Source organism: Phyllobacterium sp. GQ127, assembly GCF_059758635.1.
In genome coordinates this window covers 228,864-248,368 of the sequence record NZ_JCAXDZ010000005.1, presented here as the reverse complement: position 1 = coordinate 248,368, position 19,505 = coordinate 228,864, and the positions used below count along the sequence as shown (strand labels likewise).

17 protein-coding genes are annotated in these 19,505 nt (G+C 55.0%); 16 read left to right on the top strand and 1 reads right to left on the bottom strand.

Translation table 11 applies throughout. From position 1 onward, the window contains the following. The first annotated feature begins 12 nt into the window (after positions 1-12). The 10 genes from AC6CHM_RS18860 to AC6CHM_RS18815 all read left to right on the top strand — a co-directional run bounded on the left by AC6CHM_RS18860 (position 13) and on the right by AC6CHM_RS18815 (position 10,411). Complete coding sequence (locus AC6CHM_RS18860; RefSeq protein WP_498174047.1) at positions 13-843, top strand: ABC transporter ATP-binding protein; 831 nt, start codon at positions 13-15, stop codon at positions 841-843. Further along, complete coding sequence (locus tag AC6CHM_RS18855; protein WP_115053717.1) at positions 827-1,603, top strand: ABC transporter permease; 777 nt, start codon at positions 827-829, stop codon at positions 1,601-1,603. The genes AC6CHM_RS18860 and AC6CHM_RS18855 overlap by 17 nt, the downstream gene beginning before the upstream one ends. Before the next feature lie 6 nt (positions 1,604-1,609). Beyond that, on the top strand, positions 1,610-1,780 hold the full coding sequence (locus tag AC6CHM_RS18850; protein ID WP_336441961.1) for a hypothetical protein: 171 nt from the start codon (positions 1,610-1,612) through the stop codon (positions 1,778-1,780). A gap of 68 nt (positions 1,781-1,848) precedes the next feature. Beyond that, positions 1,849-3,273 (top strand): amidase, encoded by a 1,425-nt coding sequence (locus AC6CHM_RS18845; RefSeq protein ID WP_498174044.1) that lies wholly within the window; start codon positions 1,849-1,851, stop codon positions 3,271-3,273. A gap of 242 nt (positions 3,274-3,515) precedes the next feature. Beyond that, positions 3,516-4,532, top strand: coding sequence for a LacI family DNA-binding transcriptional regulator (locus tag AC6CHM_RS18840; RefSeq protein ID WP_498174190.1), 1,017 nt, complete (start codon positions 3,516-3,518; stop codon positions 4,530-4,532). Positions 4,533-4,562: 30 nt separating this feature from the next. Beyond that, complete coding sequence (locus AC6CHM_RS18835) at positions 4,563-5,618, top strand: sugar phosphate isomerase/epimerase family protein (protein WP_498174042.1); 1,056 nt, start codon at positions 4,563-4,565, stop codon at positions 5,616-5,618. A gap of 12 nt (positions 5,619-5,630) precedes the next feature. Then, positions 5,631-6,803 (top strand): Gfo/Idh/MocA family protein, encoded by a 1,173-nt coding sequence (locus AC6CHM_RS18830; RefSeq protein ID WP_115053714.1) that lies wholly within the window; start codon positions 5,631-5,633, stop codon positions 6,801-6,803. After that, positions 6,803-8,353 carry an ATP-binding cassette domain-containing protein gene (locus tag AC6CHM_RS18825; RefSeq protein ID WP_115053713.1) on the top strand — a complete coding sequence of 517 codons (1,551 nt, stop codon included), beginning with the start codon at positions 6,803-6,805 and terminating at the stop codon, positions 8,351-8,353. The genes AC6CHM_RS18830 and AC6CHM_RS18825 overlap by 1 nt, the downstream gene beginning before the upstream one ends. Next, the gene (locus AC6CHM_RS18820) at positions 8,350-9,360 is read left to right on the top strand and encodes an ABC transporter permease (RefSeq protein WP_115053712.1); all 1,011 of its coding nucleotides are present in this window, start codon (positions 8,350-8,352) and stop codon (positions 9,358-9,360) included. Before AC6CHM_RS18825 ends, AC6CHM_RS18820 begins: the two co-directional genes overlap by 4 nt. Positions 9,361-9,466: 106 nt before the next feature. Further along, entirely contained in the window at positions 9,467-10,411 is a 945-nt protein-coding gene (locus AC6CHM_RS18815; RefSeq protein WP_115053711.1) for a substrate-binding domain-containing protein, read from the top strand. Positions 10,412-10,738: 327 nt separating this feature from the next. On the opposite strand, the gene AC6CHM_RS18810 is transcribed toward AC6CHM_RS18815, so the two are convergent. Then, on the bottom strand, positions 10,739-11,212 hold the full coding sequence (locus AC6CHM_RS18810; protein WP_307275930.1) for a hypothetical protein: 474 nt from the start codon (positions 11,210-11,212) through the stop codon (positions 10,739-10,741). Between the two features lie 212 nt (positions 11,213-11,424). Here AC6CHM_RS18810 and hemP point away from each other — a divergent pair, with 212 nt between their 5' ends. From hemP to metH, 6 genes are all read left to right on the top strand, one after another. Next, entirely contained in the window at positions 11,425-11,580 is a 156-nt protein-coding gene (gene hemP / locus AC6CHM_RS18805; RefSeq protein WP_307276008.1) for a hemin uptake protein HemP, read from the top strand. 38 nt (positions 11,581-11,618) lie between these two features. Then, positions 11,619-12,659 carry a ChuX/HutX family heme-like substrate-binding protein gene (locus tag AC6CHM_RS18800; RefSeq protein ID WP_162802541.1) on the top strand — a complete coding sequence of 347 codons (1,041 nt, stop codon included), beginning with the start codon at positions 11,619-11,621 and terminating at the stop codon, positions 12,657-12,659. A 1-nt stretch (position 12,660) separates the two neighbouring features. After that, entirely contained in the window at positions 12,661-13,548 is an 888-nt protein-coding gene (locus AC6CHM_RS18795; RefSeq protein ID WP_115053709.1) for an ABC transporter substrate-binding protein, read from the top strand. A gap of 14 nt (positions 13,549-13,562) precedes the next feature. Further along, positions 13,563-14,666, top strand: coding sequence for a FecCD family ABC transporter permease (locus AC6CHM_RS18790; protein WP_115053851.1), 1,104 nt, complete (start codon positions 13,563-13,565; stop codon positions 14,664-14,666). A 2-nt stretch (positions 14,667-14,668) separates the two neighbouring features. Next, the gene (locus AC6CHM_RS18785) at positions 14,669-15,460 is read left to right on the top strand and encodes a heme ABC transporter ATP-binding protein (protein ID WP_115053708.1); all 792 of its coding nucleotides are present in this window, start codon (positions 14,669-14,671) and stop codon (positions 15,458-15,460) included. A gap of 263 nt (positions 15,461-15,723) precedes the next feature. After that, the gene (gene metH / locus AC6CHM_RS18780; protein WP_498174036.1) at positions 15,724-19,500 is read left to right on the top strand and encodes a methionine synthase; all 3,777 of its coding nucleotides are present in this window, start codon (positions 15,724-15,726) and stop codon (positions 19,498-19,500) included. Positions 19,501-19,505: the final 5 nt, after the last annotated feature.

Below are 19,505 nucleotides of genomic sequence, written 5' to 3'. Positions count from 1 at the left end.
GAGGAGGAAGCCATGTCATTGGCTATGTTAAAACCCGTGCCCGTCCAACCGGGCGAGCCAGATACGAGGCCAATGGTATCGATTGACTCGGTTGAAATGTCATTTGGCACGTATGTAGCTGTACAGGATGTCAACTTGACTGTTGCCGATGGCGAGTTTCTCGCCATCGTTGGGCCCACGGGCTGCGGCAAGAGCACCATTTTGAATGCTATTGCCGGTCTGCTGAAACCAACGAAGGGAACGGTGAGTATTGATGGCGCGCTCATCAATAACATCCAGAATGATATTGGCTATCTCTTCCAGCAAGATGCGTTGCTGCCGTGGAAGACCTCCATCGAAAATGTCGAACTCAGTCTGATGTTTAAAGGTATTGCAGTCAAAGAGCGCCGCGAACGCTCGATGAACTGGCTTGCAAAGGTTGGCCTTAAAGGGTTCGAGCATCGGTATCCGCACCAGTTGTCGGGCGGCCAGCGCAAGCGCGTACAGATGGCGCAGGCGCTGATCGCAGCGCCAAAGGTCATCTTGATGGACGAGCCATTTTCCGCGCTCGACATCCACACCCGACATTTGATGCAGAACGAACTTCTACGGCTCTGGCAGGAAGAGCGTCGGGCCGTCGTGATGATCACGCATGATTTGGAGGAAGCCATTGCTCTTGGCGACCGCGTCGCCATCCTTGCGGCCGGGCCGCGTTCACGGGTCATAGAAAGCTTCCCCGTTGAGCTGGAACGGCCTCGCGATGTCGCGGAAATCAAACTCGATCCACGCTTTATGGATCTGTACCGAAATATCTGGGCAAGCCTGCGCGGCGAAGTGGAGAAAAGCTATGAACGTCGTGACTGAACGCATCATCCAGCTGGGTATTCTGGTTTTTATTCTCGGTGGCTGGCAACTGGGCGTAACCGCCGGTGTCATCGACGTATTCTTCTTCCCAGCTCCTCTGGATATCTTCAACCAGATTGTTACCTGGATTATCCAACCAAGCTTCTACAAGCATGTCTCCATTACGTTGACAGAAACCGTTCTCGGCTATGTCATAGGCACGGCGCTCGGCGTCGCCGCCGGTGTTTGGCTTGGTCTCAGCCGCAGTGCAGCCCGCATCCTTGATCCCTTTATCAAGGGCCTCAATGCAATACCCCGTGTCGTTCTCGCGCCGATCTTTGTTCTTTGGCTCGGCTTGGGCCTTTGGTCGAAAGTAGCGTTGGCTGTCACGCTGGTGTTCTTCATCACGTTTTTCAATGCCATGCAGGGCGTACGCGAAGTCAATCCTGTTGTGCTTGCCAACGCGAAAATCCTCGGTGCCAAACGGTCGGATTTGTTGAGGCATGTCTATTTTCCTGCTGCGGCAAGCTGGATTTTATCATCGCTGCGCACGTCAGTAGGCTTTGCAGTGGTCGGCGCCATTATCGGGGAATATCTCGGTGCTTCCGCTGGATTGGGCTACCTTATCGCCCAGGCAGAAGGCAATTTCGACGCGGTTGGCGTATTTGCCGGCATCATTATTCTGGCAGTGTTCGTCCTGATTATCGACAGAATTCTCGATGTCGCTGAAGGCAAGCTCATCAAGTGGCGACCCAATGCTGCCGAAGAAAGACCCGCATAAAATCTTGTGGCCGGCAATGCCGGCCACATTCAACTGGACGAACCAGCTCGCGTGCCGGGTGAAAGAAAAAACATCATGCCCGTTGGGGATAATCCGGCATTCCGCCTGAATCAAAATTTCTGGACCGACAATCTGGAAGTATTGACAGAGCGCTTCAATGCCTGGCTTGCTCGGTAAGGCCAGCCGCAAATTCAACGCCTGGTTGCAAATACATACCGCATTTCTCATGCGATCAGGAGTGACTATTGACTGATTATTCCATATTTGGTGCCGCCGAACTCAGCCGTCTCGTCCAAGCTCGAACTGCTTCCTGCTATGATATAACACTGGATTTTCTGGGCCGGATCGACAGTTTAAATCCGGTTCACAATGCCATCATATCCTTACGCCCTCGAGACGAAATCCTGGCAGAAGCAAGCGCTGCCGATGAGATGCTTTCCCGTCACGGCCCGACGGGTCCACTTCACGGTCTTCCCATTGCCATTAAAGACCTGTCCATGACAAAGGGCTTGAGAACCACATTCGGGTCCCCGATCTATGCAAACTTTGTGCCCGAAATGGACTCGCTCTCGGTGGAACGATTGCGAAGTGCGGGCGCCCTGATTATTGGAAAAACGAACACACCTGAATTCGGTTTGGGATCTCACACCTACAATCCTGTTTTCGGCATCACCCGCAATGCTTTTGATGCGTCGAAATCTGCGGGCGGTTCGAGCGGCGGAGCTGCGGTCGCTGTTGCCTTGAGAATGCTACCCGTTGCTGATGGCAGTGATTTTGGCGGGTCTTTGCGCAATCCTGCGGCATTCAACAATATTTTCGGTTTTCGTCCCTCTCAGGGGCTGGTGCCAAATTGGCCCGCGGCGGATTCATTTTTTTCCCAGCTCGGCACTGAAGGTCCCATGGCCCGCAGCGTCGAAGATCTGGCATTCCTGTTGGATGTGCAAGCCGGATATGAACCGCGAGCGCCTCTATCTATAGAGCGACCGGCTGCTTCCTTTGTCCAAAGTTGCCATGAACAAATTGGTCCGTCTCGTATAGGCTGGCTGGGCGATCTTGGCGGCCATCTGGTTTTCGAGCCTGGCATTATCGATCTTTGCGAAACTGCTTTGAAAACCATGACCGATATTGAATGCACAATAGAGCCAGTCCTGCCAAATTTCGACTTTGAGGCACTTTGGGGTTGTTTTACAACCCTTCGTCAATTCAATTTGAGCGCCAGACTCAAGCCACTCTATGACGATCCGGCAAAGCGGGCTCTTCTCAAGGATGAAGCGCAATGGGAGGTGGAAGGTTGTCTTTCCTTGTCTGCAATCGACATCCTTAATGCCAGTCAGACAAGGACAGCCTGGTATGCAACCATGCTTGAATTGTTCCAGACATATGATTTTCTCGCCATTCCTTCCGCACAGGTTTTCCCGTTCGATGCCGACCTGCATTGGCCCGAAATGATCGGCGACAGAAAAATGGACAGTTACCATCGCTGGATGGAAGTCGTTGCTCTGGCGACGCTTTCCGGATGTCCGGTTGTCAATGTACCAGTCGGGTTTCGCAATGGCCTCCCGATGGGTATGCAGCTCATAGGCCGACCTAGAACGGATGCTCGCCTGCTTAGCCTTGCGAGGTCTTATGAAATGATATTGCCGTTCAAGACAGGCCGAAACGAACCCTGAACGCCAATGATCACAAGATGGGGTCAGGAAGCTGATTGACTTGCTCCTCGCCCCCTCAGATTCTCGCCGCGTTTCCGCATCGCTTCCGCCGCGTGCCCTTCATCATCGATGGAGGCGCAGGCTGTAGCGCTGCAAGCAGTATTTCAATCCCATCAAATTCCCATCAAAAAAGCTCAAAAAGAGTTGCACACCTCATTTGACTGAATTACTATTTCAGGCGGAGGAGAATTCTCGTGGTGAAAATGACGCTTGAAGACGTCGCCCGAGAAGCCGGTGTCAGTCTTGCAACGGTTGATCGCGTGGTAAACGGGAGGATAGGTGTGCATGCGCGCACGATCCAACGCGTCAATGCGGCTATCAAACAGCTTGGCTTCCTTCCTGATCCCCATGCGTCGCGGCTAGCTCGCGGACGCGATTACGATTTCCGCATCATTCTCCCTACCGGCGAAAATGAATTCATGCAGGCTCTTGCTGCCGAGTTTCGCGCTACTCGCGAACGTCAATTGCAGGAGCGGGTGCGCCTGACCATTCAATATGTCGATACATTCGATGGCGAAGCACTTGCCACCGCCTTGGAAAAGCTTCCAAGAGGCATTGATGGTGTCGCCGTTGTCGCTCTGGATCACCCTGCTGTTACCGAGGCCATAAATACCCTGGCCGATTCCGGCGTTGTTGTCCTGACGCTCGTATCAGACGTGCCCAACTCACGGCGGGCGCATTATGTCGGCATCGACAATTTTGCGGCAGGCCGCACCGCCGCATCACTGATCGGCCGCTTCGTTGGAACCCGCAAAGGCAAGGTCGGGATGATTGCAGGTTCGCTGGCACTGCGTGATCATGTCGAGCGGCAATTCGGGTTTGAACAGGTTCTTGCACGCGAATACCCAAATCTTGAAGTCCTGCCGGTTCGCGAAGCACGCGACGAAAATGCCCGGGTGGAAGCCGTTTGCCGGTCACTGATCGAAGATCACCCCGACACAGTTGCGATCTATAATGCCGGGGGAGGGCAGGCTGGTGTCATCGCTGCCCTGGAAACGTCCGGGCGCACAACTGACATGATTTTTGTTGCCCACGAATTGACGTCGTCAACACGTCGTCACCTTGTGCGTGGCACAATCGACGCAATCATCAATCAGGATGTGGGCCACATGGCCCGCAGCGCCGCACGGATCCTGACTGCCCTGAAAGAGGGCCGCCCCATTGTTTCGGGGCAGGAGCATATCCGCATCGATATCTTTCTCAGGGACAACATGCCCTGACGGCTATATTTTGGAATTGGAGGAATACATATGAAGACGATTAAAGGACCCGCCATTTTTCTCGCACAGTTTGCGGGCGATGCTGCGCCGTTCAATACGCTGGATGGCATGTGCGGTTGGGCCGCTGGCCATGGCTATAAGGGTATCCAGATTCCCGCCTGGGACGGGCGTCTCATTGATCTGAAGAAAGCTTCCGACTCCAAGGACTATTGCGATGAGATCGCCGGGACAGCAGCGTCCCACGGCCTGACGATCACGGAGCTTGCAACCCATCTCCAAGGTCAGCTCGTTGCCGTTCATCCTGTTTATGACGAACTCATGGATGGCTTTGCTGTGCCTGAAGTGCATGGCAACCCAGCGGCGCGACAGGAATGGGCTGTTGATCAGCTGAAGCGGGCGGCGCGGGCGTCCAAGCATCTGGGCCTTAAGACCGTTCCCACCTTTTCCGGTGCGCTGGCATGGCCTTTTCTCTATCCATTCCCACAGCGTCCGGCGGGTCTGGTCGAAGCGGCGTTTGATGAACTGGCAAAACGCTGGACACCTATTCTCGACTATTTCGATGAGCAAGGCGTCGATGCTGCCTATGAAATTCACCCCGGCGAAGATCTGCATGACGGCATAACCTACGAGATGTTTCTGGAGCGGGTGAACAACCATTCGCGCGCCAATCTTCTTTATGATCCTTCGCATTTCGTGCTGCAGCAGCTCGACTATCTTGATTATATCGACATCTACCATGAGCGTATCAAAGCCTTCCATGTGAAGGACGCCGAGTTCAACCCGACAGGGCGGCAGGGTGTCTATGGCGGCTTCCAATCCTGGGTGAACCGTGCCGGGCGTTTCCGCTCGCTGGGCGATGGACAGGTGGATTTCGGCGCAATCTTTTCAAAGCTGACTGCCTATGATTTCGATGGCTGGGCAGTTCTGGAATGGGAATGCGCGTTGAAACACCCCGAAGATGGGGCGCGCGAAGGTGCCCAATTCATCGACGCTCATCTGATCCGCGTAACCGAGCGGGCATTTGACGATTTTGCCGGGTCCGGCACCGACGACGCGGCCAATCGCCGTATTCTTGGCTTGAAGTAAGAGGGTAAAGCAATGGCCATTGGAGCATCAAAAGAAAAGCCTGCGAGCAAGCGCATCCGTATCGGCATGGTCGGTGGCGGGCAGGGCGCTTTCATCGGCGCGGTTCACCGCATCGCGCTGCGTATGGATGACCAGTTTGAGCTGGTTGCAGGCGCACTCTCATCCGATGCGGCGCGCGCCAAGGCGTCAGCCCGCGAACTCGGCATCGCCGATGATCGCGCCTATACATCTTTCGAAGAAATGGCAAAAGCGGAGGCCAAGCGTCCTGATGGCATCGAGGCCGTTTCCATCGTCACGCCAAACCACATGCACGCACCGGCAGCAAAGGCTTTTCTCAAAGCTGGCATTCACGTCATTTGCGACAAGCCGCTGACCACGACTGTCAAGGAAGCAAAGGAGCTTGTCTCTCTGGTAGACAAGACCGGCAAGCTTTTCGTGGTTACCCATAATTACACTGGCTACCCCATGATGCGGCAGGCGCGTGCCATGGTGGAAAAGGGTTTGCTCGGAACCATACGCGTGGTGCAGGCTGAATATCCCCAGGATTGGATGACCGAGAAAACAGAAAGCTCCGGTTCGAAACAGGCCGAATGGCGCGTTGATCCCAAGCGTTCGGGTGCCGGCGGCGCCATCGGCGATATTGGCACCCATGCCTATAATCTTGCTTGCTTCGTGTCGGGTTTGAAGCTCAAGCAACTTTGCGCCGAGCTGACCAGTTTTGGCGAAGGCCGCGTTCTTGATGATGACGTTCAGATTCTGATGCGCTTTGAGGGCGGCGCAAAAGGTATGATCTGGGCAAGCCAGGTCGCTCCGGGCAATGAGAATGGCCTGAAGCTGCGCATATATGGTACCAAGGGTGGGCTGGAATGGACGCAGGCCGATCCGAATTATCTCTGGTACACGCCCTTCGGCAAGCCCAAGCAATTGCTGACCCGCGGCGGCGCCGGTGCATCGCCGGAAGCGGCGCGCGTAACGCGCGTTCCCGGCGGGCATCCAGAAGGCTACCTTGAGGGCTTTGCCAATATTTATACCGAGGCAGCGCAGGCAATTCTTGCGGCTCGCAGCGGCAAAAAACTGCCGAAGGATGTCATTTATCCAACCGTTCAAGATGGCTTGGCCGGCATGGAATTCATTGAAGCTGCGGTCAAGTCTTCGAAGGCTGGCGGCGTTTGGACGAAGGTGTGATGGAGACAAATAAACCCTTGAACGCCTCGAACGTACCGGTGCTGGAAGCACGCGGCATTGCCAAGGCGTTTGGTCCCGTGGAAGTTTTGACCGATATCAGCCTGTCGATCATGCCGGGTGAGGTCCATGCGATCATCGGCGAAAACGGCGCGGGCAAGTCCACGCTGATGAAACTCCTCAGCGGGCACCTCAAGCCGACACGCGGTTCCGTTGCCATTGATAATGAGCCCGTGAGTTTTGCCGGTCCCGTCGATGCGGAACATCGCGGTCTGGTTCTGGTGCATCAGGAAATTCTGCTTGCACCGGACCTGACCGTTGCCCAGAACATTTTCATGGGGCGTGAGCTAAAGCGCGGCCTTATGGTCAACGACCGTGAGATGAACAGGCAGTCGGCGGAGGCTGTTCGAAGCCTCGGAGCCGATATCGATCCGACCACGCAGATTGCCCGCCTTTCCATTGCGCGGCGTCAATTGGTCCAGATCGCCCGCGCGTTGCAGGTGCCGCACCGGGTTGTCATTTTCGATGAGCCGACAGCCTCGCTCACCCCCATCGAAACCGAAGCGCTGCTCAAAGTCATCCGCGACCTGCGCGACAAGGGCGTGGCCATTCTCTATATCTCGCATCGCCTGCCTGAAGTGGCTGCGATTGCAGATCGCATCACAGTCTTGCGCGATGGTAAGCTCATTACAACCCGCAACGCCTCTGAATTGCAGCCAGTCGACATGGCGCGATTAATGGTCGGTCGGGATATGTCAAAACTTTATCCTGAGCGCGAGGATACGGCCGCGCACCAGACGGTGCTTGAAGTCAAGAATTTCGACGTGCCGGGCTATGCCCGTGACGCATCCTTTACCTTGCGGAAAGGTGAGATCCTCGGCTTTGCCGGTCTGATCGGCGCTGGCCGTACAGAGCTGCTTGAGGGCATCGTCGGATTGCGCCATGGCAGTGGCACGATTGAATTTAATGGCAAGCCCATCACATTCCACACCGTGCGTGACAGCATGGCGGCAGGCATTGTTTACTTGAGCGAAGATCGCAAGGGCAAAGGACTTCTTCTGGCGCAGGACCTGCGTACAAACCTTACGCTGGCCACGCTCGAAAAATTTACCAAAGGGCCGCTGATCGAACGCAAGCGGGAGGATAAAAGTCTCGATAAAGCGATCAGCGATTTCGACATTCGCGCCCGTCGCCGTGATCTTCTGGCCGGGCAGCTTTCGGGCGGCAATCAGCAGAAGCTCCTATTGGCAAAGATGATGCTGCTGGAACCAAGCATCGTCATTATCGACGAGCCGACGCGCGGCATCGATATCGGCACCAAGGAACAGATTTATCAGTTCATTGCAAACCTCGCCAAGGCAGGGAAATCCGTCATCGTTATCTCGTCCGAGATGCAGGAACTGATAGGCATTTGCCACCGCATCCTCGTCATGCGCTCATCGCGCATCGTCGGCGAGGTGACAGGCGATGCAATGACCGAAGAAGAAATCGTCGTCCACGCCACAGGCGTCAAGATCAACGAAGCAGAGCTTTACAGTGCGGGGAACGCATGAGCGACACATCAACAAATACCGATACACGCGGTGCCTTTCGCAAACTGGCTGATCTGGACAAGACAGCCGTTGCTCCCTTCCTTGCGCTCGCGGCGCTGTTCGTCCTTGGTGCGCTCATCAATCCGAACTTCCTGTCGATAGACAATCTTCTCAACGTTCTGACCAGATCGTCTTTCATTGCAATCATTGCCGTTGGCGCAACCTTCGTCATCTCGGCTGGCGGTCTTGATCTGTCTGTCGGATCCATGGCTGCGCTGGTTGCGGGCATCATGCTGCTGTTCTTGAATTCAGCGGCGATTGATGGCGACATGGCGATGCTTTGCGTTGGCGTTGTCGTCGCTATTGGTGTCGGCGCCTTGGCGGGTCTGCTCAACGGCGCAATCATCACGATCGGCAAGATCGAACCCTTTATCGTGACGCTCGGAACCATGGCAATCTTCCGGTCTGTCACGGTCTGGCTGGCAGATGGCGGGTCCATCGCCATGAAATCAACCTCGATGCGTGCTCTGTTCAGGCCTGTTTACACCGGCACATTCATCGGGCTGCCCATTCCCGTCTGGATCATCGCAATTGTCGGTATTCTGGCAGCTTTCATTTTGTACAAAACATCTTTCGGAAGGCATGTGATCGCCGTCGGTTCTAACGAGGATGTAGCGAAATATTCCGGCATCCACGTCAACCGTGTGCGCGCCATGACCTATGTGCTGCAAGGTATTTGCGTCGCCATCGCCGTCGTCGTTTATATTCCGCGCCTTGGGGCCGCAACGACAACAACCGGCATGTTGTGGGAGTTGCAGGCAATCACGGCTGTGGTCATTGGCGGCACTGCGCTGCGCGGCGGCGTCGGGCGTATCTGGGGCACGATCTGCGGTGCTTTCATGCTGGAGATCGTCGGCAACATCATGGTGCTGTCCAACATTGTCAGCGAATATCTGATCGGAGCCGTTCAGGGCACGATTATCATCATTGCAATGCTCGTCCAACGGACGCTGCAAAAGAAGAAATGATGACAACGAATAGGGGCGGGAGGCTGCCTCTTCAGACGGGACGGGGGAAAAGGGGCCACCCACCGAGCCGAAATCAAGGCCCGAACGAAAAATTGGGAGAGAACAAATGCGTAAACTCATGATGGGTCTGGTGGGGGCGGCACTCGCCTCGACAATGACCTTCGCCTACGCGCAAGACAAACAGGTCAATATTGCCGTGTCGATTCCGGCGGCTGACCATGGTTGGACCGGCGGCGTTGTCTATCACGCTGAACGTGCCGCCAAATTGCTTGAAAAAGCCCATCCGGGTCTGAAGATCACTGTGAAGACTTCGCCTGACGGCGCTTCGCAGGCCAATGCGCTGGAAGATCTGACCACACAGGGCATGGACGCTCTGGTGACCTTGCCACACAATTCGGATGAATTGACCGACCCGCTTCGCCAGGTCAAGGAAAAGGGCATCTTCGTCACGGTTGTTGACCGCGCGCTTTCCGATCCGACAGTTCAGGACCTCTACGTTGCTGGCAACAATCCGGAGCTTGGCCGCGTAGCGGGAACCTATCTGAAAGACACACTGAAGACCGGTGACGTCGTGGTTATCCGCGGCCTTCCTATCGTTATCGATGAAGAGCGCCAGAAGGGCTTCGACGAAGCCATTGCAGGTAGCGGCATCAAGGTACTCGACAAGCAGTTTGGTAATTGGTCGCGCGATGACGCGTTCAAGGTCATGCAGGACTATCTGACCAAATTCCCGAAGATCGATGCGGTCTGGTGCCAGGATGACGATATGGCCGTTGGCGTTCTTGAAGCCATCAGCCAGGCAAAGCGTACCGATATCAAAATGGTTATCGGTGGTGCGGGCATGAAGGACATGATCAAGCGTGTTGCTGATGGCGATACAATGACGCCGATCAACGTGCTTTATCCACCTTCAATGATCGCAACTGCAATGGAACTGACCGTTGCCAATTTCTACGATCAGGTTCCGGTTCGGGGCAGCTATATTCTTGATGCAACACTCGTCACCAAGGATAATGCCGCTGAATTCTATTTCCCTGATTCACCGTTCTGATCAGACACATGAATGAAGCTGGAAAAGGCCCTGCGAGGGGCCTTTTTTGCAACAGCGTTTTGCAATAGCTACTAGCCGCCAGCCTATCTTTACGATCAACTGGGACATTGCACTGATGCTGTGCGTGGTTCGACGGGGCTCACCATGCGGAAAGTGAAGATTTGGCAGGGAGCTGGTTTGAGACGTTTCGAGCAAGATGTTTCAGGTAGATGTGCAACCCACTACTTTCCTCATGGTGAGCCCCGTCGAACCAAGCACTAGATCAATGGCCTCTTCCGCCCTCCTGAGCTTGTCGAAGGGCGAACCACGCACAGCATCAGTGCAATATCAACTTCCAAATTGAATACCGGATTTTGTGGTAGGATTCAGCTGCCGGATGCAGGCTTTCGGGTCTATCCCCGCCCCCGCGCATTCCGTTGAATCATTCACCAGAACACGCGTTATTTTCGTGCAATCAAGCTCACCAAGATCAAAGCGGCGCACTTTGGTTTTTCCCTGCGGCAGTTCTTTGAAATCCAGCACGGTGATACGGTCGACCACCTGAGCCTGATTGAACAGCGCGACCTCAAAACCCACCTTGTCCAAGGCCACGCCAAGACTATTGGTAACGACAAAGGTTAGCCGGCAGCCCTTTTCCGAAGGCTGCAGTGCATTCAGCTCCAAGGTCAGCGCCGGTGGGGCACCCTCCTGCGCTGGCGCAATGTCTGCTGCGGCGAGAACCAGCAATCCCGTTGCGGCAAGCAGGCCGAGGGAATGCCGCGTCAGAAACCTGATAAAATGGCCCTGTGTATTGTGTACCATGACGTCCATTTCCTGATCACAGTTTTGTCAATTCTGAAACATGACTCATTGACTCTTATTTAATTTGAGTAATAAAGATGAAACTTGTAGTCAAGTTTAAATAGAGGGGTCTTGGACCAACCATCACCCTTTGAGAAAGGCACGAAAAGGCCATTGCCATGTCGCGACGCCAAATCATCGATCTGCAGGTTCGCCTTCCTAACATGACGCCCATGCGAGCAGACTATAGCCGCCCCGTACAATCAGATATCCGCGTGTTTGGCAGTGATCTTCTATTCGACGGATCAAGCGAAGTCGGCATTGAACATGCCGGCTCGCTCTATCGTTTGAAAATCACGCGCCAAGGCAAACTCATCCTGAATAAATGACCCAGCAATCGATCACCAACGTTACGAATGGTAATAAAATGACACCCGAAGCGATCCGCCAGGCAAGAATAGACAATCCCAAAATGCGTGAGCGCGATCTGGCGCAGCAGTTGACTATATCCGAAGCTGATTTCGTCGCCGCCTATTGCGGTATCAGTGCAACCCGTATCACACCACAGATTGAAACATTCCTGACCGAGATCGAAGCTCTCGGCGAAGTCATGGCGCTTACCCGCAATGAAAGCGCCGTTCATGAAAAGATCGGCGTCTATGACAAGCCCATCGTCGGCAAACATGCCTCGATGATGCTCGGCGAACAGATCGACTTGCGCCTGTTTCCCAAATCCTGGGCGCATGGTTTTGCCGTTGAGAAGGACGATGGCGATGTGGTTCGCCGTAGCCTGCAATTCTTCGATGCCGCAGGCGAAGCCATTCACAAGATTCATCTGCGCCCCGCTTCCAATCTGGAAGCCTACACAGCTCTGGTGGCAAAGCTGAAACTGGAAGATCAGTCCCAGACGATCGAGACCACCGAATTGCCGAAGCTCGAGCAGAAAAAGCGGGAGCTTGAAGAGCTTGATACTGCCGGCCTGCGGGATCGCTGGACCCAGATGAAGGATGTGCACGAGTTTTTCGGCATCCTGAATTCACTGGAAATGACCCGTCATCAGGCGGTACAGGTGATTGGTCAGGACTATGCCTGGCAGCTGGATAATGATGCGCTGACGGCAATGGTTCACCATGCGGCACAGGAAGCATTGCCGATCATGTGCTTTGTTGGCAATCGCGGCTGCATTCAGATTCATTCCGGTCCGGTCCAGAATGTCAAACCAATGGGTCCATGGATCAATGTCATGGACGAAACCTTCCATCTGCATCTGCGTACCGATCATATTGCCGAGCTTTGGGCCGTACGCAAACCGACCAAAGATGGTCACGTAACCTCTCTTGAGGCCTATGGTGCGGAAGGCGAGATGATTATCCAGTTCTTTGGAAAACGTCATGAAGGTTCTCATGAACGTCCCGACTGGCGCAATCTCGTGGAGAGTCTGCCTCGCCTGATGCGTGTGGCCGCATAAAATGACCAAGTCTGTCAAATTAGCTGCTCTTGCCGGGATTTTCGGGGTTCTGGCTCTTTCCAGCCATGCATTTGCCAAGGAAGTCTCGGGGTCGCTACCCGATACCAGCCGGGTCGTATCCATTGGCGGCTCGATCACCGAGATCATCTTCGCACTCGGGGAACAGGGCCGTCTCGTCGGGCGCGATACGACCAGCGTCTATCCAAAGGAAGCATTTGCGCTGCCTGATGTCGGATATATGCGGGCTTTGTCGGCTGAAGGTGTTCTTTCGATCAATCCGACTGCGATTATTGCCGTGGAAGGCAGCGGCCCGGAGCAAGCTGTCGATCTTCTGAAAAAGGCCAGTGTTCCTTTCGTTTTCGTTCCTGAAAATTACACGGCCACAAGCGTTTCGGAGAAAATCCGGATCGTCGGCAAAGCGCTCAGCGTTGAAGACAAGGCCAAAAAGCTTGCGGACGATGTTGAAGCCGATCTTGCTGCCGCTCAGGCTGAAACGAAAGACATCAAAACCCGCAAGCGCGTTTTGTTCGTTCTCAGCATTCAGGGCGGAAAGATTCTGGCCGCTGGCGACCATTCAGCTGCAAACGGCATCATTAAACTCGCAGGCGCAGACAATGCTGTCGAAGGTTTTACCGGATACAAGGCTTTGAGCGATGAAAGCATCCTGCTGGCAAAACCCGATGTGATCCTGGTAATGGATCGCGGCGACAATCACGCGACAGTCGACAAGGAACTGCTTGCCAATAAGGCGATTGCCTCAACACCAGCAGGTGAGAACAAAGCAATCATACGTATGGGCGGGCAATATCTGCTAGGCTTTGGGCCACGGACAGCGAGCGCAGTTCGTGACTTGTCCAAGCGACTTTACGGCGACGCAGTAAGCCAATGAGCGAGGCCATTCTCATGAAACCTGCTTCCCTGCGCTCAGAACGGGGCAGCAGGAAAGGCCGAGCGGATGGCGACCGGTCTTTTCTGGCCAGGTTCGTAATCGCGTTGCTCGGCTTGGCGTTTGCCGTGACTTTCCTGTTCAGTCTCACGGCCGGAGCCTCTGATGCATCGGTGGTTTCCGTTGTCGGATCATGGTTTCAGACAGGCAATAGCGGCACAGACGCTTTGTCGGCGCGCGACAGCATCATCATCTATGATATTCGTCTGCCCCGTGTCATTCTAGGCTCGCTGATCGGCGCTTCGCTTGCCGTCTCCGGTGCCGTCATGCAGGGGCTTTTCCGCAATCCGCTGGCCGATCCTGGCATTGTCGGCGTCTCGTCCGGGGCTGGCCTTGGAGCGCTTAGCGTGATCGTGCTCGGCAATACGGTCTTGGCACCCGTCATGGCGCTTCTGGGCCTATATTCGCTGCCGCTCGCCGCTTTCGTCAGCGCCTTGGCATTCACCTTCATACTTTACACGGTTGCCACGCGGCGCGGCCAAACCTCCATCGCCACCATGCTTCTCGCAGGCATTGCCCTTGGCGCCATGGCGACAGCCTATATGGGCGTGCTTACCTATATTGCGGACGATCGCCAGCTTCGCGATCTGACCTTCTGGCTATTGGGATCACTGGCCGGAGCAAGCTGGATGAAAATCGCCGCAACAACTCCGTTCATCGTGGTTGCATTGCTCGTATCGCCCTTTTTGGCGCGCGGCCTCAATGGTCTTGCCTTGGGCGAGGCGACAGCCAACCATCTCGGCATTCCGGTGCAGCGCTTCAAGATCATAGCGATCATCGCCGTTGCGGCAGCGACAGGCGCTTCCGTGGCCGTGAGCGGTGTTATCGGGTTTGTCGGCGTGGTTGTCCCCCATTTGCTGCGGCTCGTCATCGGACCCGATCACCGCTATCTTCTGCCCGCATCGGCGCTGTTTGGAGCCAGCCTTTTGCTTTTGGCCGATGCTGTCAGCCGGACAGTCGTTGCGCCCGCAGAACTGCCGATAGGTATTGTCACGGCGGCTGTCGGCGCTCCGGTCTTCCTTTGGATATTGCTGCGCAAACGCGGCATTCTGGATTTATAACAATGATTCACGTCTCGGACTTAGGTGTTCATCTGGGCAAGACCCAAATCGTGCACAATGCAAGCTTTGACGCTTTGGCCGGAGAGATCACTGTCATTGTTGGGCCCAATGGTTCGGGCAAAACCACGCTTATGCGCGCGCTCTCGGGTGATTTGCTCTATAGCGGGACAGCCACCATCAACGGGCATTCCCTGAAACATTTAAAGCTCTGGCAGATGGCGGCAATGCGCGCCGTCCTGCCGCAATCCACCACGCTGGCATTTCCATTTACGGTCCGTGAAATTATCAAGCTTGGACTGACGAGCGGCCGCTCACTTGGCACCGTAAAGAATGTTGAACACCTGCCTGACGAAGCTCTTGAAATGGTTGACCTTGCCGGATTCGGCGGTCGTTTCTACCAGGAGCTTTCCGGCGGTGAGCAGCAACGTGTTCAACTTGCCCGCGTATTATGCCAGGTTTGGCAGCCGGTACTGGATAATCAACCGCGCTTTCTCTTTCTCGATGAGCCCGTCTCAAGCCTCGATATCAAGCATCAGCTGATCATCATGGAAATCGCGCAATCCTTTGCCAAACGCGGCGGCGGTGTGATCGCGATTCTTCACGATCTCAATCTGACCTCCATGTATGCGGATCGCGTCATTGTCATGCATAAGGGTCATGTGGATAAGGTAGGAGCCCCGCAGGATGTCCTGACTGACGAGCGTATTTTACGCGTCTATGAATGCGCCCTTAAAGTAGGTGTCTTGCCAGCGGGACAAATGCCATTTGTTCTGCCGCAATCCGCCGCCATCTGACAGTTAACCGACATTGCAATGAAGCTATGCGTGCTTCGTCCTTCGAGAGGGTCAAGAGGGCCGGAAGAGGGCATTGATGTAATGCGTGGTTCGCCCTTCGACTAGCTCAGGAGGGCGAGCCATCAGAGCACGGGAAAACACGAAAAGACGCCCTGTTCAACTACGACATTTTATGCCGCTTGCAGAATTGATTTGTTGACATAAACATATCTTTATGTGAACCTTAAACCTCATCCCAATGTTGGTTTTGAGGCGTTCGAGTTATGAATAATGCGGTTGATAATCTCTTCGGTCCCATGGGCGCGCCACGGGACGGCAGGGAAGTTTTTGCAGCGCTGACAAAGGCTGCCAAAGAACGCATATTGATTCTCGACGGCGCTATGGGCACGCAGATTCAAAGTCTCAGCCTCAATGAAGATGATTTTCGCGGCGACCGGTTTGGTGATTGCTCCTGTCATCTACAGGGCAATAATGACCTTCTGATTCTCACCCAGCCACAGGCGATTGAAGATATCCACTATGCCTATGCGATGGCCGGGGCCGATATTCTGGAAACCAACACTTTTTCGTCGACCACCATTGCCCAGGCTGACTACAGTATGGAAGAGGTCGTCTATGAGCTGAACCGCGACGGGGCGAGGCTTGCGCGCCGCGCGGCCATCAAGGCGGAACAGAAGGATGGACGCAGGCGCTTTGTGGCCGGTGCCCTCGGTCCGACAAACCGCACCGCCTCCATGTCTCCCGACGTGAACAATCCCGGCTATCGCGCTGTCACCTTCGACGATCTGCGCATTGCCTACGCCGATCAGGTTCGCGGCCTGATTGATGGCGGCGCAGATATTATCCTGATCGAAACCATCTTTGACACGCTCAACGCCAAGGCGGCAATCTTTGCCACCAACGAAGTCTTTGAGGAAAAGGGCATCACCCTGCCGGTGATGATTTCCGGCACGATCACGGATCTGTCCGGGCGCACGCTGTCCGGCCAGACCCCCACCGCCTTCTGGAATTCGGTGCGCCATGCGCAGCCATTCACCATCGGCCTCAATTGTGCTTTGGGCGCCAATGCCATGCGCGCGCATCTGGCGGAAATTTCAAACGTTGCCGACACATTCGTGTGCGCTTATCCCAATGCCGGTCTTCCCAATGAGTTCGGTCAATATGATGAAAGCCCCGAAGCAATGGCGGCGCAGCTTGAAGGCTTCGCCAGCGAGGGCTTGCTGAATATTGTTGGCGGCTGCTGCGGCTCGACACCGGAGCATATCAGGGCCATTGCCGAGGCAGTGAGCAAATATCCGCCGCGCAAAATACCTGAAATTGAAACCCATATGCGCCTGTCGGGTCTTGAACCCTTCACGCTGACCAAGGAGATTCCTTTCGTCAATGTGGGCGAGCGTACCAATATCACCGGCTCGGCGAAGTTCCGCAAGCTCATCACCGCTGGCGACTATGCAACAGCCTTGGATGTGGCGCGCGATCAGGTGGCGAACGGCGCTCAGATCATCGACATCAATATGGATGAGGGCCTGATCGACAGCGAAAAGGCGATGATCGAGTTCCTTAATCTGATTGCCGCTGAACCGGACATTGCCCGTGTTCCTGTGATGATCGATTCGTCCAAATGGGATGTTATCGAGGCTGGTCTGAAATGCGTGCAGGGCAAGCCTCTGGTCAACTCCATTTCCATGAAGGAAGGCGAGGAAGCCTTCATCGCCTATGCCAAGAAGGTTCGTGCCTATGGCGCTGCGGTTGTGGTCATGGCCTTCGATACTGAGGGGCAGGCCGATACGCTGGAGCGTAAGGTCGAGATCTGTACCCGCGCCTATGAGCTTTTGACCAAAGAGGCTGGCTTCCCGCCGGAAGATATTGTGTTTGATCCCAATGTCTTTGCTGTCGCAACGGGCATCGAAGAACATAATGGCTATGGCGTCGCCTTCATCGAGGCGACCAAACAGATCACCGAAACCTTGCCGCATGTGCATATTTCCGGCGGCATTTCCAATCTGTCCTTCTCGTTCCGCGGCAATGAGCCGGTGCGCGAGGCCATGCATGCGGTGTTCCTCTATCACGCCATTCAGGTCGGCATGGATATGGGCATCGTCAATGCGGGTCAGCTCGCGGTTTACGAATCCATTGATCCGGAACTGCGTGAGGCCTGCGAAGACGTGGTGCTCAACCGGCGCGATGATGCAACGGAACGCCTGCTCGATCTGGCGGAGCGCTATAAGGGCGCGGCTGGCAAGGAGGCGCGCGAGCGCGATCTTGCATGGCGCGAGTGGACTGTCGACAAACGTATTGAACACGCGCTTGTCAACGGCATTACCGAGTTCATCGACGCGGACACAGAGGAAGCCCGTCTTGAAGCAGAACGCCCGCTGCATGTCATTGAAGGGCCGTTAATGGCCGGAATGAATGTTGTCGGCGATCTTTTCGGCGCGGGCAAAATGTTCCTGCCGCAGGTGGTGAAATCCGCCCGTGTGATGAAACAGGCCGTTGCCTTGCTCCTGCCCTATATGGAGGCGGAAAAGCTTGCCAATGGCGGCACGGGCGAGCGCGAAAGCGCCGGTAAAGTGCTGATGGCGACGGTGAAGGGCGATGTCCATGATATCGGCAAGAATATTGTCGGCGTCGTGCTTGCCTGCAATAATTTCGAGATCATTGATCTGGGCGTCATGGTCCCGGCCACGAAAATCCTTCAGACCGCGCGCGAGCAGAATGTTGATATTATCGGCCTGTCCGGCCTGATCACGCCATCGCTGGATGAGATGGTGCATGTTGCCGCCGAAATGGAGCGCGAAGGCTTTGACATTCCATTGCTGATTGGCGGCGCAACCACCAGTCGCGTGCATACGGCCGTGAAGATCAATCCCCGCTATCATCAGGGGCAGACGATCTATGTCACCGATGCGAGCCGCGCGGTCGGCGTTGTTTCGAACCTTCTGTCCGCAGATATCAAGCCGGGCTATATTGAAACCATTCGCGCCGAATATGCCAAGGTTGCCGATGCCCATGCGCGCAATGAGGCCGACAAGCAGCGCCTGCCTCTGGCGAAAGCCCGTGCCAATGCCCACAAGGTTGATTGGTCAGCTTACACGCCGCCAAAACCGGCTTTCATTGGCACCCGCATATTCGAGAATTATGATCTGGCCGAAATTGCCCGTTATATTGACTGGACGCCCTTCTTCCAGACATGGGAGTTGAAAGGGCGTTATCCGGCAATTCTGGACGATGAAAAACAGGGCGCCGCCGCCCGCCAATTATTCGATGATGCGCAGGCAATGCTCAAGAAAATCATTGCTGAAAAATGGTTCAACCCCAAGGCCGTCATCGGTCTTTGGCCAGCCGGTGCAGTCGGCGATGATATTCGCGTCTTTACCGATGAAAACCGCAATGAAGATCTGGCAACCTTCTATACGCTGCGCCAGCAGCTATCCAAGCGCGATGGCCGTCCAAACGTTGCTTTAAGCGATTTCGTCGCCCCTCTCGATAGCGGCAAACAGGATTATATCGGTGCCTTTGTCGTCACCGCAGGTATTGAGGAAATCGCCATTGCCGAACGCTTTGAGCGCGCCAATGATGATTATTCGTCCATTCTGGTCAAAGCCTTGGCCGACCGTTTTGCCGAAGCTTTTGCCGAGTTGATGCATGAGAATGTGCGCAAGGACTATTGGGGCTATGCCCCGGATGAGGCACTTGCGCCCGATGAGCTGATCGGCGAACCCTATCGCGGCATCCGTCCAGCACCCGGTTATCCGGCGCAGCCGGATCACACGGAGAAGGAAACGCTGTTCCGCATTCTTGATGCGGAAGCAAAGATCAATGTCCGGCTCACCGAGAGCTATGCCATGTGGCCGGGTTCTTCCGTTTCCGGCATTTACCTTGCGCATCCCGAATCCTATTATTTCGGTGTCGCCAAGGTGGAGCGCGATCAGGTCGAGGATTATTCGCAGCGCAAATCCATGCCGATTGAAGAGGTCGAGCGTTGGCTTGGGCCAATTCTCAACTATGTTCCTCAGCCCCGCATTTTGGCGGCGGAATAGCTTGG

Coding starts and splice junctions, on each gene's coding strand:
- AC6CHM_RS18815 (WP_115053711.1), top strand. CDS start 9,467: ATGCGTAAACTCATGATGGGTCTGGTGGGGGCGGCACTCGCCTCGACA.
- AC6CHM_RS18830 (WP_115053714.1), top strand. CDS start 5,631: ATGGCCATTGGAGCATCAAAAGAAAAGCCTGCGAGCAAGCGCATCCGT.
- AC6CHM_RS18840 (WP_498174190.1), top strand. CDS start 3,516: ATGACGCTTGAAGACGTCGCCCGAGAAGCCGGTGTCAGTCTTGCAACG.
- AC6CHM_RS18795 (WP_115053709.1), top strand. CDS start 12,661: ATGACCAAGTCTGTCAAATTAGCTGCTCTTGCCGGGATTTTCGGGGTT.
- AC6CHM_RS18820 (WP_115053712.1), top strand. CDS start 8,350: ATGAGCGACACATCAACAAATACCGATACACGCGGTGCCTTTCGCAAA.
- AC6CHM_RS18825 (WP_115053713.1), top strand. CDS start 6,803: ATGGAGACAAATAAACCCTTGAACGCCTCGAACGTACCGGTGCTGGAA.
- hemP (WP_307276008.1), top strand. CDS start 11,425: ATGCGAGCAGACTATAGCCGCCCCGTACAATCAGATATCCGCGTGTTT.
- metH (WP_498174036.1), top strand. CDS start 15,724: ATGAATAATGCGGTTGATAATCTCTTCGGTCCCATGGGCGCGCCACGG.
- AC6CHM_RS18785 (WP_115053708.1), top strand. CDS start 14,669: ATGATTCACGTCTCGGACTTAGGTGTTCATCTGGGCAAGACCCAAATC.
- AC6CHM_RS18835 (WP_498174042.1), top strand. CDS start 4,563: ATGAAGACGATTAAAGGACCCGCCATTTTTCTCGCACAGTTTGCGGGC.
- AC6CHM_RS18855 (WP_115053717.1), top strand. CDS start 827: ATGAACGTCGTGACTGAACGCATCATCCAGCTGGGTATTCTGGTTTTT.
- AC6CHM_RS18810 (WP_307275930.1), bottom strand. CDS start 11,212: ATGGTACACAATACACAGGGCCATTTTATCAGGTTTCTGACGCGGCAT.
- AC6CHM_RS18790 (WP_115053851.1), top strand. CDS start 13,563: ATGAAACCTGCTTCCCTGCGCTCAGAACGGGGCAGCAGGAAAGGCCGA.
- AC6CHM_RS18860 (WP_498174047.1), top strand. CDS start 13: ATGTCATTGGCTATGTTAAAACCCGTGCCCGTCCAACCGGGCGAGCCA.
- AC6CHM_RS18800 (WP_162802541.1), top strand. CDS start 11,619: ATGACACCCGAAGCGATCCGCCAGGCAAGAATAGACAATCCCAAAATG.